Raw genomic sequence first — 14041 nt, forward strand, 5'->3', positions numbered from 1 at the left:
GCCCCACCGGGGCCGCCGTCGCCCCCCGTTCACCCGAACACCACACCCCGGTGCATTCACATCTCATATATGAGATAGCCTCCACGTCATGTCAGACGACTACCTCGTACGCATCGGCAAGCTCATCCGTGACGCCCGGCAACACCGGGGCTGGACGCAGAGTCAGCTTGCCGACGCGCTCGGCACCAGTCAGAGCGCGGTCAACCGGATCGAGCGCGGCAATCAGAACATCAGCCTTGAGATGATCGCGCGCATCGGCGAGGCCCTCGACAGCGAGATCGTCTCGCTCGGGTACGCCGGTCCCATGCACCTGCGCGTCGTCGGCCGCCGGCACCTCTCCGGCGCCATCGACGTCAAGACGAGCAAGAACGCCTGCGTCGCGCTGCTGTGCGGGGCCCTGCTCAACAAGGGCCGCACCGTCCTGCGCCGCGTCGCCCGCATCGAGGAGGTCTACCGGCTGCTGGAGGTCCTGGGCTCCATCGGCGTACGGACCCGCTGGATCAACGACGGCCGGGACCTGGAGATCGTGCCGCCCGCCGACCTGGACATGGACTCCATCGACGCGGAGGCCGCACGCCGCACCCGGTCCATCATCATGTTCCTCGGACCGCTGCTGCACCGGATGGACGTCTTCCGCCTGCCCTACGCGGGCGGTTGCGACCTCGGGACGCGCACCATCGAGCCGCACATGATCGCCCTGCGCCGGTTCGGCCTGGACATCACCGCCACCGAAGGCATCTACCACGCCCAGGTGGACCGCTCCATCACCCCGGGGCGCCCGATCGTGCTGACCGAGCGCGGCGACACCGTCACCGAGAACGCGCTGCTGGCCGCCGCACGGCACGACGGCGTGACCGTCATCCGCAACGCCTCCTCCAACTACATGGTCCAGGACCTGTGCTTCTTCCTGGAGGCGCTCGGCGTGAAGGTCGAGGGCGTGGGCACCACGACCCTCACGGTGCACGGCGTGCCGACCATCGACGTGGACGTGGACTACTCCCCCTCGGAGGACCCGGTCGAGGCCATGAGCCTGATCGCGGCCGCCGTGGTGACGGAGTCCGAGCTGACGATCCGCCGGGTGCCGATCGAGTTCCTGGAGATCGAGCTGGCCGTCCTGGAGGAGATGGGCCTGGACCACGACAGGGGCGGCGAGTACGCGGCGGACAACGGCCGCACCCGCCTGGTGGACCTGACGGTGCGCCCCTCGAAGCTGGAGGCGCCCATCGACAAGATCCACCCGATGCCGTTCCCCGGGCTGAACATCGACAACGTGCCCTTCTTCGCGGCCATCGCCGCCGTGGCCCAGGGGCAGACCCTCATCCACGACTGGGTCTACGACAACCGGGCCATCTACCTCACCGACCTGAACCGCCTCGGCGGCCGCCTCCAACTCCTCGACCCGCACCGGGTCCTGGTCGAGGGGCCCACCCGCTGGCGCGCCGCCGAGATGATGTGCCCCCCGGCGCTGCGCCCGGCCGTGGTCGTCCTGCTGGCCATGATGGCCGCCGAGGGCACCTCGGTGCTGCGCAACGTCTACGTCATCAACCGCGGCTACGAGGAGCTGGCGGAGCGCCTGAACTCGGTGGGGGCGCAGATCGAGATCTTCCGCGACATCTGACGGGCAGGGTGTCGTGCCCCTTGGAGACAAGGGGCACGACACCGCGACATGTTGCCTGACCTGCGAATACTTACCTTCACAACCTTTCGCTGATCTCTGTTGTCTTTCAGCACCTTGTGCAACGCGTGTGCAAGATGATCTTGATTGGTCGACGATGCGTCAGGTAAACCTGAGCAGTCGTCAGCTTTAACGCAGAGTTGTCACCGAAGCGACCTCGCAACGTCTGATGTCGGTCGCGTCACGCCGACCGCGTGTGGTCGAGGAGGCAAGCCGCCACCTGCCCGATATCTCCGGCCTCGCGACGCAGCCTGGGGTCCAGCCACGCATCTGGGTCCTCTAAGCGCCACTACGACCTGGCCCTCCGGGACAAGAACAACCGAGACAGCCCTCGAGGGCGGCTCATCTTCGACGTATGGGTCCTGGGCTTCGCCCACGACGGCAAACGCGAAGTCGACTTCGCCGCCAGTGTGGAGAACATCCAGGTCGCGGCCTCGGGGGACGAGGACGCCAAGCAGTGGCGGATCGGACAGCACTTCAGTTCATCCATCGACGCCAGCTCTAGCGACCCCAATCCCCAGCTCACCCAGCCGACCGGTACCAAGCGCGACGAACTCCTCGGCGTCTGGGACTCCCGGCCCACCTGGACCCTCGTCTACGGCTCGCCGGACCTCGGGGCCAAGTACGCGCAAGGCAACCTCCAGCGCGTCTTCGCCGCGCTGGACATGAACATGACCGTCAACTCGCCCACTGTGGACCCCTACGTCGAGGTCGGCGCATACCAACCCGCCTTCCGCTTCGACTACGCCGGCCCCATCGCCGGCAAGTACAAGGGCACGGTCTTCACCGACGCCCGGGTCGAACTTCTCATGAGCCAAAAGGCTCCCGCTGTCAACGAAAGCGCGCTGCACATCTACGACGCGACAAAGCGACCGGAACGGACCTTCCCGTCCTTCGTCGGCAAGTCGGTACCCGGTGAGAAGGAACCACTGCACCGCCTCGTCGACACCGATAAGAACGAAAGCAGCGGGCGAACTCCATCAAGGAGTGCAAGAAGATCTGGGGCGACTACTCCGGAACCCGCCTGCAGTGCGACGAGTACCCCTTCGCCAGCACTCACGAGGGATCCCTGAAAGGCAACAACCGCTTCTCCGTCCGCCTGATCGAAGGAACCGACAACGAAGCCGGTGGCCGGATGCTCAACAGCATGTACACCGCCAACCGCATACTCGATGGCGACCCCTTCTACGTGAAGATCACCCCCTGACCAAGGAGTCCATCCGATGCAGCTCGTCGCCGAGTACAGCGTCACCGCCCGCCCCGACCGCGGCATCGTCGAGGTCTATGACGCAGACGCCTACCTCGGCGACGAGCAGGCCCTACAGGCGGCCCGTGACCACGTCGTGGCCGGCAACGGCTACCACCTCTACCTGCACTCCCTGCAGCCTGACATCCCGGTCCACATCACCATTCGCCTCTGGGACACCCCGGTCCCGCCCCCCGCTGACGCCGACGGCCACACCACCATCACGCTCGACTCCGAGACCGGCATCCTCGTCATCAACCAGTTCACCCTCGGCCCCGCCGGAGAGATGACCCTGCCCCAGCCAGGCGTCTACGAAGGCACCGCCTGGTGGAGCGGCCGGCAAGCCAGTGCCGACTACTACACCGAAACCCTCCAACAGATCGACGAACACTGGGAGCCCGAGCGCATCACGCAAGCCTGGGCCAACTGCCCCACCCCCGAGCGGTACGTTCTCGACCTTGCCCGCACAGGGCCGTCTGCGGAGGAAGACGACTGACACCGCGCACCGTCCCACCCAGGTCGGCATCCTTCGGTATCTGAGAGGGCGTTAAGTCCGTTTCTGGTGGCGGCCTCGTCCGGGTTGTTCGAGGAGCCCTTGGCGGACGAGTCGTCCCAGGCGGGAGCGGGTGACGTTGATCGAGGGCTCGTCGGTGGGCAGGCCGAGGTGTCTTCCCCACCGACGCGGGGGTGTTCCGTACGCGGCCGAGCAGTCGCCCGCCGGGCCGGTGTCTTCCCCGCCGACGCGGGGGTCCGTCGCTCGACTTGCGCGAACCGAACCTGATCCAGTCCTCCCCGCAGACGCGGCGGTGGCCCCGTCTCCGGGATCGCCGTGCCCGGGGCGGACACGGTCACGAAGCCGTCGGCGTCGGCCCCCGAGCCGAGAGCACGTGCGCACTTCCCGCGGTCCGTGGGCGGTACCGACCCCAGCACCGCGTTCCGTCTCCGCCGCGACACGGTGATCCCGCGCGACGCCCCCAGCCCCGCCCGGGCGCGGAGCGCGCCCGGGGGTGCGTCACGGACGCGGGGCATCGGGGGCAGGGGGGTCAGGGGCCGTAGACGCGGACCTGGGGGTCGCGGCCGGGGACGTCGGCGGGCAGGCCGCGGCGCTCGACGGTGCCGTCGACGAGGCCCGCCAGGAAGGCGAGGGCGCCGCCCTCGAACTCCCACCACTCGCCGTTCCTGCTGTTGACGACCACCGGCCAGCCGTCCGGGTCGTCGCCGGCGGTGCGCCAGTAGAAGACGTCGCCGGACAGGGACTCGCTCCAGGGCAGGAGCCCGCCGGGCTCCGGATACCCGACGTGGCCCTCCGCCATGTCCTCGTCCACGAGGTCCTGGAGGACCTCCAGCTCGTAGCGCACCCCGTCGACGTACTTCTCCTCCCCGCCCGGGCGGGGGGTCGGCACACGCAGGAAGCCGTCGAACTCCAGCGTCGGGTAGGCCCGAGACAACTCCCGGAAGTCGGAGGGCAGGCCGGTCCCGAGCAGCCGGGCCACCAGGGCGAAGTCGACGTCGCGCGGCTGCTCCGGGCGATGGGCCCGAAGACCGCCGACGACCTCTTCGAGACGTGCGACTGTCAGCATGTGATCTGCCAATCAGAGATGTTCTGCACCGTTTTGTCGAACAACAGACCGTCCTGAGTGTAGGCGGTCATGCGGATCGCCTCGGGGATGGCGTCGCCACCGTCTCCGTAGACGAGCTGCCCCGAGTAGAACACGGGCTTGTTCGCCCGCAGCTGGCGCGCTATCCGGTTCTCGCAGCGCTTCATGCCGCTCTTGTTCATGCGGTCCGTGCCGGTGAAGAGGTTCTCGCTTCTCCATTCCCCGTGGAACTTGTCACCGATGATGTGCGTGCGGTTGTAGATCGGCTTTCCGTCGTCGCCGATGTTGTTGCCCTCGGGGAAGCCGTGGACGGTGACCCTGGCTTCGTCGTCGCGCTTCGCGCCCGTGGGCTTGAGGTCGCTCGGGCAGATCAGCGCGGTGGCTCCGTCGGGGCGGCCGTTGCGCAACGGCTGGTAGTTGTACCGCTCGGAGCGCGGCGTGGAGGAGCACCTGTCCCTGCTGGTGGACGAGCCTCCACCGCCGGACGCCGGCTGCGGGGCGAAGCCCAGGAGCTCCTGTGCCATCTCCTCGCCCGTGGCACGGGGGTAGAGCTTGAAGTAGCCCCGCAGCTCCTCCTCCGTGACCTGGACCTCCCGCTGCGAGCGGGTGGCGGAGTCCTCGACGTACTGCTCGAAGGCCGGGTCGATCGTCGCCTCGGAGGCTTCCCGGGCGTGGTCCTGCTGGAGCACGCGGCGCAGGATGACCGACCACGGGGGCGGCGGGGGCGGCGGGGGCGGGCCGACGTGGACCGGCGTGCCGACGGGCCACGCACCGCCGGAGCCGCCGCCGTACGAGCCACCGGAGCCGCCGCCGTACGAGCCGCCGGAGCCGCCCCAGTGGTTCCGGGCCTTGTCGGCCAGCCGGGCGGCCTCCCGGGCGGCGCGTACCCGGGCCGCGTCCTGCGCCGCCTGCATCTGGGCGCGCCAGGCCCGGTTCTGCGCCGCTTCCGCCTGCGCGCGGAGGGAGGCCGCGAGCGAGCTGTGCGGGGAACCCCACGAGAAGGAGTAGGAGGAGGACGACGAGGACGACGAGGAGTCGGGACGGCTCCAGTAGTAGATGCCGATGCCGACGAAGAGGCCGACGGTCCCGCCGATCGTCGATCCGATGGGCCCGCCGGGCGAGCCGACGGCCGCTCCCGCGCACGCCGGTGCGGTCACCGGCGTGGCGCAGGCGACCAGGTGCCCCGACGGGTCGGTGTGGACGAGGGGGCTGGCGTTGCCGTAGGTGAAGCGGTTGGCCTGGACGGACGGGACCGGGTCGAGGGTCCAGCTGTCGCGGGAGGCGAAGGCGCCGGTGCCGGGGTCGTACCAGCGGGCGTGCATGTTCACCTTGCCGGTGTCCGGGTCGGTGTACTCGCCCTGGTAGCCGAGTGCGCCCCGGGCGCCGGACTGCTGGGTGGCCTCGCCGAAGGGGGCGTAGGCCGTGGAGCCGGCGAGGGCTCCCGTGGACGGGGCGAAGGTTCCGGTGACGTCGCCGTGGGCGTCGGTGAGGACGGCCGTGGCGCCGGTGCCGTCCGCGCCGGCGGTGGACATCGGGTTGCCGGACGGGTCGCGGGCGATCAGCTCTCCCGCGGCGTCGACCGGGTTGTTGGAGGTGTCCGCGTACTTCAGGCCGGTGCCGCCGCGCTGCACGAGACGGCCGAGGCCGTCGTAGGCGTAGGCGGTGGTGCCGTCGGTGAGCAGGCGGCCGAGGGCGTCGTAGGCGGCGGTGGTGTCGCCGTCCGGGCCCCCGGTGGTGCCGAGCAGGGTGCCCCGGGCCGACCAGGTGTAGCCGGTGCCGTCGGCGGTGAGGAGGCGGTTGCGCTCGTCGTAGGTTGCGGTGGCGTCGCCGGCCCGGGTGCGGTTGCCCGCGGCGTCCCAGGCGTAGTCGGTGACGGTGCCGTCGGGGGCGGTCCAGCCGGTGAGGCGGCCGGCGGCGTCGTAGGTGTAGGCGTTCTCGCCCGCGCCCGCGGTGCCGGTGGTCGTCTTGCCGGTGAGCCGGTCGCGGTCGTCGTAGGTGTAGGCGACGGACGCCGTGGTGGTGCCGTCGGACGCCTTGAGGGTGTCGTCGGCGAGGCGTCCCAGGACGTCGTACCCGAAGGTGCGGGTCGCCGCCCCGGTGCCGTAGCCGACGCTCGCCGGGCGGGAGGCGGCGTCGTAGGTGTACGCCTGCGTCGTGCCGGTGAGCGGGTCGACGGCGGAGGCGAGGCGGCCGGCGGCGTCGTAGCCGAAGCCGGCCGTTCCGGCGGCGTCGGTGCGTCCGGTGAGCCGTCCTTCGGCGTCGTAGGTGAACGTGGCGTCGCCCGAGGGCCCGGAGGCGCTGAGGAGGTTGCCGCGGTCGTCGTAGGCGAGGTTGTTGGTGCCGCCCGGGGCGGACAGCGAGGTGAGGCGGCCGGCGAGGTCGTAGCCGAAGGCGTCCGTGCCGGTGGCGGCCTCGGCGCCGGAGCCGGTCGCCTCGGTGAGCCGGCCGAGGGCGTCGAAGGTGCGGACCTGTTCCACGCCACCGGGCTGGATCTCCCGGACCGGGCGCCCGGCCGCGTCGTACACCGTGGTGAACGTGCGGTCGGCGGCGTCGGGGTGGGCGGTGGTGGCCGCTTCGACGACGGACTCGGGGCCGCCGCGGCTGGTGAAGGTGTACCAGGTGGTGTTGCCGCGCCCGTCGGTGAGCCGGGTGCGGTTGCCCGCGGCGTCGTAGCCGAAGGTCGTGGTGAGGGACGTCGTCCCGTCGGCGGGTTCCGTCAGCCCGGTGATGCGGCCGAGGGCGTCGAACGTCCGGTGGACGGTGTGGCCCAGAGGTCCGGTGAGGTCGACGGCGTTGCCCGCCGCGTCGTAGGCGGTGCTGCGGGTGCGCAGTTCGGTGCCGTCGGGGGCGACGTCGGTGACGGAGGTGGCGCGTCCGGCCGGGTCGTGGGCGGTGCGCACGGTGCGGCCGAGCGGGTCGGTGACGGAGACGGGCAGGCCGGTGGGGCCGTAGGCGTGGGTCGTCGTCTTCCCGGCGGCGTCGGTGGTGGTGAGGGGCTGGCCCGCCGCGTTGTACGTGCTGCTGGTGACGATGCCGGTGGGGCTGGTGGTGGAGAGCAGGTTCCCCGCGTCGTCGTACGCCAGGCGGGTGGTGTGGTTGCCCGGCGCCGGACGGCGCTCGACGACGGTGGACGTGATCCGGCGGCCCAGTTCGTCGTAGGTGGCCTCGGTGCGTGCGCCGGTCGGGTCGGTCGTCGACAGGCGCTCGCCGAGGAGGTCGTGGGTGTGGCGGGTGACGGGTTGCTCCGCGCCCTCGGTGGGGGCGGGCTCGGTGACGGCCGTGAGCCGGCCGAGCTGGTCGTAGGTGTAGGAGGTGACGCTGCCCAGCGGGTCGGTCTCGGTGGCCACCCGGCCGGCCGCGTCGTAGGTGCGCCGCAGGGTCGCCGTCTGCGGGGTGCTCGCGCCGGGCGGGGTGTAGTCGGGCAGGGTGGTGGAGACCGGGCGCCCGGCGGTGTCGTACGCGGTGCGGGTGACGTGGCCGTTCGGGTCCCGCGTGGCCGTCACCTCGCCGAAGGTGTTGTATCCGGTGCGGGTGGTCGGGCGCGCGGTGGTGGCGGTCGCGCCGTGCTGCTCGACGGTCACCGGGGCGGCGGCGGTCTCGACGAGGCGGCCGAGGGCGTCGTAGGTGAAGCCGGTGGTGTGGGCGGCGGGGTCGGCGCCGCCGGCGTTGCCACGCGGGGCGGTCTCGGTGAGCGTCAGACCGCGGTCGTCGACGGTGCGCGTGGTGACGAGGTCGTCGGTGCCGTTCTCCACGGTGACGCGCACGACGTCGCCCACGGTGTTGCGCTGGTAGGTGACGCGCTCGGTGCGGGCGCCGCCCGCGCCGGTGCGGGTCTCGGTGAGGACGTCGCCGCCCGCGTCGTGGGTGTAGGCGGTGCGCCGGGCGAGGCCGGTGGGGTCGAGGACCTCGGCCGTGGTGCGCCCGGCGGCGTCCACCTCGTAGGCGGTGGTGACGGAGCCGTTGCCGGTGGTCTCGGAGGTGAGGTTGCCGGCGGCGTCGTAGCGGCGTTCGGACAGGACGACGTCGCGCGTGGTGCCGTCCTGCTCGCGGAAGCCGACGAGGGTCCGCCGGGCGGGCAGCCCGTCGTCGTAGTAGCTGTGCCGGGTGGTGCGGCCCATCGCGTCGGTGTGCTCGGCGAGGCGGCCGGCCGGGTCGTAGGCGTACGAGTCGAGGACGACGTCGGCCGCGGTGCCGCTGCCGTCGTCGTAGTCCTTGAGGGTGACCTCGGCGAGCATGCCGAGAGCGGTGTAGGCGTAGGTGAACTCCTCGCCGGTGGGCATGGTGCGTGCGGTCTGGTGGCCGCGGACGTCGTACGCGTAGGTCTCCTGGCCCTGTTCGGGGCCGGTGGAGGTGGCCAGGCGGCCGTGCGCGTCGTAGGTGCGGGTGGTGGTGCGCGCGGCGTCGCCGCCCAGGGCGTCGGCCACGGACTCGGTCAGCATCAGGCCGTCGGCGTCGTAGGTGTAGGTCGTCACCGCCTGGTGCTCCTCGCCGGTGACGGCGTCGGTGGTGGCCGGTGACGTCGCCTTCACGACCCGGGACTCGCCGTCGTAGGCGGTGGTGCCGGTGACGCCGTCGGGGTGGGCGTCGCTGGTGACGGTGCTGGAGAGCTCGCGGCCCAGCGCGTCGTAGGTGTACTCGGTCACGACCCCGGCGGGGTCGGTGACGCGGGCCGGGTCGCCGGCGGCGGTGTAGGCGCGGGTGGTGACTCCGCCACGCGCGTCCGTCGTCGTCTCCAGCAGTCCGGCCGGGGCGGTGCCGCCGCCGACGGCCGTCTCCGAGCCGTCGGTGAAGGTGTGCGTCACCGTGCGGCCCGCCGGGAAGCCCGGGGTGGCCGGGGAGGTGGTGGAGATGCGGTCGCCGTGGGCGTTGTAGCCGTAGGACGTGCGGTAGGTGTCGTCGGTCGCGCTCGCCGATCGGGCGTCGCGGTGGGCGGTCACCTGGTCGTTCCGCGGGTCGAGCGGATCGTCCGCGTTGAGGAAGTACGCCGTGTAGGCGGTGTGGCAGGTGGCGTCGTCACCGGCGTCGCGGCAGGTGGTCTGCGAGATCCTGTTGCCGCGCTCGTCGTGGCCGAGCCGGGTGACGGTGCCGTCGGGTGCCGTCGTGGCGGCGAGGAAGCCGCCGGTGTCGTAGGCGAACGTCGCGGTGTGGCCGCCGGCGTCGGTCTGGGCGACCAGCCGGTGGCCCTGCAAGGGGTCGTAGCTGTAGGTGGACTTCCGCTCGTCGGGGTCGGTGACGGTCACGGTCACGGTCGGGTCGGCCTCGACCCCGGCCTCGCCGTCGGAGGCGGGGCGGCCCTCGGGGCCGGTCAGTTCGTGGGCGGAGAGCTGGTAGGTGCCGCCGTCGGCGTCGGTGGAGGACGCGACGCGGTCCAGTGCGGTGTCGTAGGCGACCTCCGCGTGCACCCGGCCGCTGGGCCGGACAACCTTCGTCAGCTGCTGCGCGGTGGCGCCCGCCGCGTGGTGCTCCGCGATCGTGCGCTCACCGAGCGGGCGGCCGTAGACGGCGACCTCGTCGATGCCGCCGGTGAAGTGGCCGATCGTGCCGGTGGTGCCGGGCCAGTCCTTCCAGTACCCGGCGCCCAGGTAGACGAAGCGCTGGTCGTACTGGGAGATGCCTCCCGCGAGGGTGCCGACGGCCTGACCGTCGAGGTACAGGGTCTGGGTGTTGCCCGCCGCCGTCAGCGCCGCGTGGTGCCAGGTGCCGTCGTCGACCGGTGCCGCCGAGGTGATCGGCGCGTCGGTGCCGTTCCAGAACTCACCGCGCAGCTTGCCGTCCGTGCCGACGTAGAGGGCGGGCGTGTAGGTGCCGGTGGTGTTCTCCTCCAGCGTGTGGTCCTGGTAGCTGAACAGCACGCCGCTGCCGCTGGTGCGGAACCACAGCTCCACCGTGAGGTACGGGGTGTCGGAGACGAGCTGGTCGGGCAACTGCACGTACGAGCTGGTGCCGTTGAAGGACGCGGCGCCGTCGGGGCTGCCCGCCAGCGCGCCGGGCAGGCCCAGCGTCACGTCGCGGTAGGTGCCGGCATGGTTGCCGCGGTTGAGCAGCAGGTCGCTCTCGGCCTGGTCGGCCCCGGAGTCCTCGCCCAGGCGCCAGTACGAGTAGGGGTTCGCGTCGCGCAGCACCGTGCGGTGGTGGGAGCCGTCCCCGTAGGTGTAGCGGGTGCAGGCGCCGGTGCCGTCCTCGGGCCCGCACACCTCGGTCAGGCGGTCGCCCGCGTAGGTGTACGTCCACGCCAGGGGCTCGGCCTGGCCGTCGGGGCTCTCCGTGGTCACGCCGGTGACGTGGCCGTCCGCCCAGGTGAGGTGCAGGGCCCGCCCGCCGGCGCCGGTGACGGTGGTGAGCTGACCGCCGGTGTACGTCATCGTCTGCGCTCGGCCGCGGAAGTCGGTGACCTCGGTGATGCGGCCCTGCGCGTCGAAGACGTAGCCGGTCTGCTCCTTGTCCGTCAGCCGCCAGCCGTCGTCGGCCGTGCGGGTGAGGGTGGTGAAACTTCCGTGGGGCGGGGCGTAGCTGCCGTCGGGGTTGTGCCCGAAGCGGACCTGACGGCCCGAGGGGTAGGTGACGACGACGTTGCCGCTGCCGTCCCCGTCCGGTTCGACCCGCATGTCGTAGCGGGTGCTCCAGCCCGCGCCGAAGGCGCTGCCGTCGCGCGGGTCACGGCTGTTGTAGGTGCGGGTGACGGTGAGGGCCGGGCCCGCCGTCGCGACCTGGGCGTCGGTGTCCGTCGTGGTGTAGTTGCCGATGCGCGGGTCCACCTCGCGCCCGCCGGCCTCCGCACCGCCCAGGTGCGAGGTGACGGCGGGCTGCTCGACGGCCGTGGTGAAGGGGTAGTACGGGCTGAGCGGCCCTTCCTTGGTGGCCTCGCGCGCCTTGACCCGCCACACGTACTGCTCGCCCCAGCCGAGCTTGCCGGCGGGCACGTTCCAGGTGCGGTGCTCGACCCAGTTGGAGTCGACGCAGTTCACCGGTGCCTCGGTGGTGCCCTCGCAGACCTCGAACCAGTAGTCCAGGTCGGCGCCGGCGGGCCAGTGGTCGACGGTCTCCGCGTCCACGAACAGGGCGGGGGTCAGGCTGCCGACCTGTCCGCCGGGCCTCGGGTAGACGTCGGTGATGCGCGGGCCGACGTCCTGCGAGGTGACGGTGACCGTGGTGAACGGGACGTTCTCGCTGGACATCCACTTCTGGTCCCGCAACCGCTGCATGTCGAAGCTGACCTTGTACGTGCCCGGCGGCAGCTCCGGTATCCGCGCGTCCAGCGTGGCGTCGTCGCCGGGGGTGAGGCGCTCGTTGAGGCGCGTGAAGGCGACGGCGTCCAGCAGGGCGCCGCTGTCGTAGTCGCGGACCCGGGCGCCGAGGCGGAGCTCGTTCCAGCCCAGCGGTTCCCAGGTGAAGTCGCCCAGGTTCCTGACGTTGACGCTGAGCTCGCCGCCCTGATGGCCGGTGAGCGGTGCCTTGGGTGTGGTGCCGACGCTGTACTTCGCGCCCCACGCGCTGTGCGTGACGGCCAGGTAGGGCTCGTTGGCGGAGTTGCGGCTGCCGAAGCGCTTCCAGGCTCCGCTGTCGCTGTAACCGGCGCGCAGGCTCAGGCCGTGGTTCGCGACGGAGCCGTCCACCCAGCCCTGCACGAGGTCGGTGCCGCTGCGGCCGAGGTCGATGACCTCCCAGCGCGAACCGCCGCAGTTCTCGCCGTGGGCGAAGGAGTCCTTCGCGACGGGGGTGGACTTCACGGACGGCGCGTTGTTCCAGGTGACCGTGGAGACGCTCCAGGACTCGGTGACCTGGTGGACGCGCACCTCGTGGTCGGAGCAGGAGGAGGACCAGTGGTTGAACAGTCCCAGGTCGGCGTTGAGGATGTAGCGGTTGTCCAGCGTGGCGGCGAGGTCCTGGAAGCTGAGGTAGCTCATGGCGCGGCTGCCGCCGCCGTCGTAGCTGCCGACCTTCAGCTCGTCGTCACCGCTGAAGTTGCTGTTCGGCCAGTCGTCCTGGACGAAGGCGTCGCCGTAGGTCTCGACGTCGTCGACGCTGGGGTCGACGTAGACGGGGTAGACGCGTTCGGGGCTGTCGAGCCAGGCGTCGTCCATGGTCACCTGGAGTGCCCAGCCGCCGTCGCGCTTCTTCAGCCGGTAGGTGACGTCGCCGGAGATCGCCGGTCCGCCGGAGGCGGGGTCCTCGGCGGAGTCCTCCATCCAGCCCGTCGGGATGACGGCGCGGACGGTGCCCTCGCCGTCGCGGAGCAGGACGGCGCCGTCCCGGTCGAGCTTCGGTGTGAGGCCGTCGAGTTCGAGGGGGAAGGTCCAGGTGCGGGGGGCGTCCGGCGAGTTGAGGACGATCGTCTCCTTGATCATCCCGTGCTTCGCCTGGATGGCCAGGTCCGCGTCCTCGCGGATGCCCGCGTAGGTGACGGTGTCGTCGGCGACCGTGCCCGTGACGCCGTCGGCACCGCTGAGCCCGAAGGCGACAGCGTGCCCGTCCTTGCCGACGGCCATCTCGGCGAGGGCGGAGTCGTCGCCCTGCCCGGCGACGCTGAGGGCCGTGTCGTCCGCCGCGACGTGCAGCCGGCCGCCGGCGGCGGCCGGGGCACGCCGTGCGGCGGCGGGGCGTTCGGCCTTCGCCGAGGGCACGAGCGAGGTGTCGATGTCCTTCCAGCCGCCGTCCTCGGCGCGGAAGTGAACGGGCTCCGGGTAGACGCGGGTCGTGCGGGTGCCGTCCGGGTTGCGGAACTCCTTGGTGGTGGCGGTCCGTTCGCCGGTGTCCTCCGTGCTGCGGCCGGGTACGAAGCCGGGAGTGCTGTCCTCGGCCGGGGTCCGGTCGGCTTTGATCCCCACCGGGTCGGCCTCGGGCTCGACGGGCGCGAACCCCGCGGCGTCGTCGGCCAGGGGCAGCGCGTCGCCGTCGGCTGCGAGAGCGGCCGCGTCGGCGCGGTTGGGGCCGGTGGCGTCGGTCCGGGCGGAACTGACGGCGTGCTCGCGTCCGGCCGCCGTGCCGGTGCGCTGCTCCGGCGCGTCGGTGGTGGCCCCGGGCAGGGTGGGGGCTGCGGTGGCGATCCCGGTGAGGGCCGGGGACGGCAGCATTCCTGCGGCGACGGCCAGCACGAGGGCGCCCGCGGTGAGCCGGAGGGTTTCACGCCCTCGCCCCGAACGGTGCCGCCGTCGGGGACCGGACAGCTTCCGCGGCGAAGAGCGGGGCACGGGGACTCCTTCTGACGGCTGATACAGCAAAGCCGACCGCACCCGCGAGGGGACGGCCGGCCACGTGCGTGTGGGGCTCAGGGCGCACGGGGGCCACGGACATGGGTTCGTAGCCTCCGAGCGGCGTAAACGTTAGATGATCTGATGCAGGAGATGTGTTGGCCATGACAACGAACGCATAACGCCTGAGGGGTCCGTGAAGGTCCGGCGAAGACCGGAGCGACACGGCCCGCTGCCCCAACAAGGCGTGCTGGGCACTTGTTTGGCGTCCCCGAGCGGTCGCCCCGGACCGGCGCGAGGCGGCTCCGGCGGTGATCAAGTTGAGATCTTGGTC

Annotated in this window: 6 protein-coding genes; 4 read left to right on the forward strand and 2 right to left on the reverse strand. The window is 71.7% G+C overall.

From position 1 onward, the window contains the following. Positions 1-88: 88 nt before the first annotated feature. From NPS70_RS01890 to NPS70_RS01905, 4 genes are all read left to right on the forward strand, one after another. On the forward strand, positions 89-1618 hold the full coding sequence (locus NPS70_RS01890) for a UDP-N-acetylglucosamine 1-carboxyvinyltransferase (protein ID WP_256521929.1): 1530 nt from the start codon (positions 89-91) through the stop codon (positions 1616-1618). A gap of 467 nt (positions 1619-2085) precedes the next feature. After that, positions 2086-2748 carry a hypothetical protein gene (locus tag NPS70_RS01895; RefSeq protein WP_256521931.1) on the forward strand — a complete coding sequence of 221 codons (663 nt, stop codon included), beginning with the start codon at positions 2086-2088 and terminating at the stop codon, positions 2746-2748. Further along, entirely contained in the window at positions 2673-2882 is a 210-nt protein-coding gene (locus NPS70_RS01900; protein WP_256522213.1) for a NucA/NucB deoxyribonuclease domain-containing protein, read from the forward strand. Before NPS70_RS01895 ends, NPS70_RS01900 begins: the two co-directional genes overlap by 76 nt. Before the next feature lie 16 nt (positions 2883-2898). Next, positions 2899-3417: a hypothetical protein gene (locus tag NPS70_RS01905; RefSeq protein ID WP_256521932.1), complete on the forward strand. Its 519-nt coding sequence runs from the start codon at positions 2899-2901 to the stop codon at positions 3415-3417. A 547-nt stretch (positions 3418-3964) separates the two neighbouring features. Here NPS70_RS01905 and NPS70_RS01910 read toward each other — a convergent pair. Together NPS70_RS01910 and NPS70_RS01920 are read right to left on the reverse strand one after the other, a co-directional pair. Next, entirely contained in the window at positions 3965-4501 is a 537-nt protein-coding gene (locus tag NPS70_RS01910) for an SMI1/KNR4 family protein (RefSeq protein ID WP_256521934.1), read from the reverse strand. Further along, the gene (locus tag NPS70_RS01920; protein WP_374211917.1) at positions 4495-13707 is read right to left on the reverse strand and encodes a DNRLRE domain-containing protein; all 9213 of its coding nucleotides are present in this window, start codon (positions 13705-13707) and stop codon (positions 4495-4497) included. The genes NPS70_RS01910 and NPS70_RS01920 overlap by 7 nt, the downstream gene beginning before the upstream one ends. Positions 13708-14041 lie beyond the last annotated feature (334 nt).

This window comes from Streptomyces sp. C10-9-1, from assembly GCF_024497955.1.
Taxonomy (GTDB): domain Bacteria; phylum Actinomycetota; class Actinomycetes; order Streptomycetales; family Streptomycetaceae; genus Streptomyces; species Streptomyces sanyensis.